This window comes from Hubeiibacter jixunmingi (genome assembly GCF_041928215.1).
Taxonomy (GTDB): domain Bacteria; phylum Pseudomonadota; class Gammaproteobacteria; order Pseudomonadales; family Moraxellaceae; genus Acinetobacter.
This window is the reverse complement of record NZ_JBHFHK010000106.1, coordinates 1-4,041: the sequence shown is the minus strand read 5'-3', so window position 1 is coordinate 4,041 and position 4,041 is coordinate 1. Positions and strand designations below refer to the sequence as shown.

At 37.2% G+C, this 4,041-nt stretch carries 4 protein-coding genes and 1 pseudogene; 3 read left to right on the top strand and 2 right to left on the bottom strand.

Translation table 11 applies throughout. The features are described from left to right. Positions 1-224 precede the first annotated feature (224 nt). Both ACEYX7_RS10690 and ACEYX7_RS10685 read left to right on the top strand, forming a co-directional pair. Complete coding sequence (locus ACEYX7_RS10690) at positions 225-1,112, top strand: SDR family NAD(P)-dependent oxidoreductase (protein ID WP_374900556.1); 888 nt, start codon at positions 225-227, stop codon at positions 1,110-1,112. Positions 1,113-1,214: 102 nt separating this feature from the next. Continuing rightward, a complete protein-coding gene (locus ACEYX7_RS10685) occupies positions 1,215-1,640 on the top strand; it encodes a hypothetical protein (RefSeq protein WP_374900555.1) in 426 nt (141 codons plus the stop codon). A 90-nt stretch (positions 1,641-1,730) separates the two neighbouring features. Here the strand turns inward: ACEYX7_RS10685 and yiaA are convergent, their stop codons facing one another. Both yiaA and hemW read right to left on the bottom strand, forming a co-directional pair. Further along, positions 1,731-2,084: an inner membrane protein YiaA gene (yiaA, locus tag ACEYX7_RS10680; RefSeq protein ID WP_374807029.1), complete on the bottom strand. Its 354-nt coding sequence runs from the start codon at positions 2,082-2,084 to the stop codon at positions 1,731-1,733. A 232-nt stretch (positions 2,085-2,316) separates the two neighbouring features. Further along, positions 2,317-3,468, bottom strand: a complete 1,152-nt coding sequence (gene hemW / locus ACEYX7_RS10675; protein ID WP_374805452.1) for a radical SAM family heme chaperone HemW — start codon at positions 3,466-3,468, stop codon at positions 2,317-2,319. A gap of 132 nt (positions 3,469-3,600) precedes the next feature. On the opposite strand from hemW, the pseudogene ACEYX7_RS10670 reads away from it, so the two are divergent. Further along, positions 3,601-3,966: pseudogene (locus ACEYX7_RS10670) on the top strand (DMT family transporter); the annotation flags it as partial. Positions 3,967-4,041: the final 75 nt, after the last annotated feature.

The window sequence follows — 4,041 nt, the reverse complement described above, 5'->3', positions numbered from 1 at the left end:
CCGATGAATCTTTTGCTGCTAATATCTATCTGGCTGCAACAATAATCAATTTGCGTTAATTGTCAACACGCCCTAAAGTATAAGCTAATTCATCTTGTTTTATTCGATACAGAGACATATACTTTGAGTCAGCAAATTATAGTATGACGACTAGTCGTATTGATGATGCTATTTATCGTATATGTTTCTACTTTCTTATTTGTCTGATTTCGCAGGATGTGGCTATGAAAGCGCAACAAAAGCAACGCCTACAACAAACCGTACAAGGCAAAAATATTTTAATTACAGGTGCATCGAGCGGTATTGGACTGACCACAGCGAAAATGCTCGCTAGTGTGGGTGCGAAAGTGATTTTATTGGCACGTAGCGAAGACAAATTACAACAAGCTCAAGCCGAAATTCAAGCCAATGGTGGACAGGCAAGCTATTATATTTGTGATATGAATGATATGGCATCGATTGATGCAGTATCACAGCAAATTTTAGATGAAGGCAGTCACATTGATATTTTAATTAATAATGCAGGGCGTTCAATTCGTCGTGCAGTGCATGAGTCTTTAGATCGTTTTCATGATTTTGAACGCACCATGCAGCTCAATTATTTTGGTGCAGTACGTTTGGTGTTGAATTTATTACCACATATGATAGACCGTAAAAATGGTCAGATTATTAATATCAGTTCGATTGGTGTACTTGCAAATGCGACACGTTTTTCGGCTTATGTGGCATCAAAAGCCGCTTTAGATGCATTTAGTCGCTGTTTATCAGCCGAAGTACGTCAGCATAAAATCGCCATTACATCGGTCTATATGCCTTTGGTGCGTACACCGATGATTGCCCCGACCAAGTTATATAATTATGTGCCAACGCTTTCGCCAGAACAGGCAGCGGAATTGGTGGCGTATGCGATTGTGAAATGTCCACGCAGTGTAGCGACCAATCTTGGGCGTTTGGCATCGCTCACTTATGCCATCGCCCCTGAAATCAATAACCGTTTGATGTCTATCGGATTTAATTTATTCCCAAGCTCAAAAGCTGCGGTAAGTGACACCAAAAAACTTAACGTGGTGCAAAAGCTGTATACCAAATTATTTTCGGATAAAAAGTGGTAGCTTAATTGGTTAAATATAAATCACACGCTCACAAAGCTATTTAAAATTATTCGCGCTATCTTTATCAGTATCATGGTTATCATTTGTGTATCAGGGATGATAATGGGATATTATTCTTCAAAAAGAATTAAACAAGAAGATCCTTATCTTCTTAAAAAAGATAATTTTCAGCGACCAGATAAGGAAAAATTAAATAAATTACTCGATGAACTGACAAACTATAATCATAATTACTATAAGGATTTTTATATAAATAAAGGTGGTATAGGAAATATCTATATACGAAGAAGTTTTAGGCATGACAATAGAAACCAGATATTTAATAATATTAAACAAAAAAACTTGATTATTCTTAAAGAGAGGGAGCTATATTGTGATAACGAAATCGCCATTAATCTTAACTCTGGAACAGATAACGGAGAGCAATACTTTTCTATAGCAGCATCATGGTCATACGATAATAAATGTCGTGAATATCTTTTGGGGGGGTTGCATCCAAGGGCTTTACAAAATAGTCAGGTACAGTAGATAGCGGTTGTTTAGAGATAGTAATCAAAATAAATAAATGCTTTATGATAAAGCGTTTATCTGTAAAATAACATTATCAAATCATTCTTTCTATTCAACTTTATTTTCATCCATATCATTTTGATAAGTAGAAAATATTTGCTGTTGAGCGTTTTGTGCATTTTGCATATCACGAATATTCTTCTGAACGGTAATCACCGCAAAAGCACTCATGGTAAATGACAAAGCATAAAAGCCCTTTTCACTGAGTAATAATGTCGCATTCCACAATCCAATCGTGATCAATAATATCGAAATGATTAATGCAGACCAACTAATCATATAATATAAGTTTGATACAGGAATATCCTCTGCACGATCACGCACGGTCTTTTGCAAACTAATCGCCGCATATAATCCTAATACCAATACCGCCAAATAATAGCCTTTTTCATTCAATTGCATGGATGCATTCCATAAACCAACCAAAAGCTGATTACACCAATCATCAACACCGCCCATGATGCACCAACATAAGCGGATGTTGGCATATTGACCATTTGTTTTTGCATAATGATTTCTCCTAAGTATGGTTGTCATTATGGACAAATCATAGGCAAGATATTGCAAATTGTAAGTAAATATTTTGTAACACTTTCACATATTTTGTAACAACTAGCCTCCTTTTTAGACATTTCTATAAAAAAGCATCCAACACACTATTTAAATACCTTTGTCCAAGCTCAGTGGTCGCAAGACGATTATCATCATTTTGCAATAATTTTTTGGCTCGTAAATCTTGTAAAATCGGCTGTAAACCCTGTAAATTCAAGCCTGTACGCTGTGCATACAATCCACTTGCTACACCATCATTCAACCGCAAGGCATTCATCATAAATTCAAAAGGCAAATCATCTACTTGTATCGCGGTCATATTCAGATGCGGTGCAGGGATTTTATCCAAATAATCTTTGGGTAAACGTGTTTTTTGAAAACGATAAATGCCATCCGCTAAGGTCACTTTGCCATGTGCCCCTGCCCCAATCGCCAAATAATCACCAAATTGCCAATAATTAAGATTATGCTGACTTGGCAATTCTTTACGCCATGCCGATACTTCATATTGCACAAAGCCATGATCTCGCAACAATTGCTCGCCGGCATCTTGAATATCTGCCAACATTTCATCTTGCGGTAAAATAGGTTGATTGCGATAAAATACGGTATTCGGCTCGATGGTCAATTGATACCATGACAAATGCGTTGCCCCTGCATCAATCGCAGCTTGCAAATCAAACAAGGCTTGTGCTTGATTTTGTTCAGGTAAGCCATGCATCAAATCCACATTAAGACGTTGAAAGCCTGCTTGTTTGGCTTGATAAATGGCATTTTGGGCATGTTCAGGTGTGTGAATACGCCCTAATTTTTTTAAATGTTCCACGTGGAACGTCTGTACACCTAATGACAAGCGGTTAATGCCTGCATCTAAATAGCTTTCAAAAGGGTCATGCTCAACCGTAGCAGGATTGGCTTCCAAAGTAATTTCTGCGTTGTTTTCAAATTTAACATATTGTTTTAATTGTGAAAATAGCCATTGATAGCCAGCACCACTAATCAATGATGGCGTACCACCACCAATAAACACGCTATGGATTTTTCTACCTTGCACCCAATCCAATTGACTGCGAAAATCCGCCAATAATGCTTGTAAATACTGTTGCTGTATTGTCAAATCTAAGCCAGCGTAGGGGATTTGATGCGAGTTAAAATCACAATAAGGGCATTTTTTGATACACCACGGCACATGGATATAAAGTGACAAAGGAATATTGGCGATAAGTGCTGACATGGTGGATAAAATCTATACTTAAAAACGTGATAAAGTATAGCATAGACACGTTATTGGCAGATGATTTATGTAAATTTTCATGGTATTCAGTAGCATTTGTTTTATACTGTAAGACTATTAAAAAGGCTTGAAATGATTATGCTCAGTAATATTATCCCTTTTATTCTCACAGCGTTGATTGGTGTGGCGATGGTGACACAAACTGCAATCAATACTAGCCTGCGTGATCAAATGGGCAGTCCGATTCAAGCTGCATTGATTTCCTTTTTTATCGGTACATTGTGTTTGCTGGTGATTGCATTGATTGATGGTTGGCAAAAATCGACCTTGCACTACTTGAGTGTATCGCATCTTAGCACTATTCCACTTTGGTTATGGCTTGGCGGTTTTCTGGGTGTCTATGCAATCAGTATCAGCATTTATGCTGCACCCAAACTAGGATTTATGGTTTTTACAGGTTTGATATTATTAGGTCAGGTATTAATGTCGATGTTACTAGGGTGTGTTGACAATTAACGCAAATTGATTATTGTTGCAGCCAGATAGATATTAGCAGCAAAAGATTCATCGGTT

Bases quoted from the DNA above. Each gene is read 5' to 3' on its own strand.
- ACEYX7_RS10690 (WP_374900556.1), top strand. From the start codon at position 225: ATGAAAGCGCAACAAAAGCAACGCCTACAACAAACCGTACAAGGCAAA.
- ACEYX7_RS10685 (WP_374900555.1), top strand. From the start codon at position 1,215: ATGGGATATTATTCTTCAAAAAGAATTAAACAAGAAGATCCTTATCTT.
- yiaA (WP_374807029.1), bottom strand. From the start codon at position 2,084: ATGCAATTGAATGAAAAAGGCTATTATTTGGCGGTATTGGTATTAGGA.
- hemW (WP_374805452.1), bottom strand. From the start codon at position 3,468: ATGTCAGCACTTATCGCCAATATTCCTTTGTCACTTTATATCCATGTG.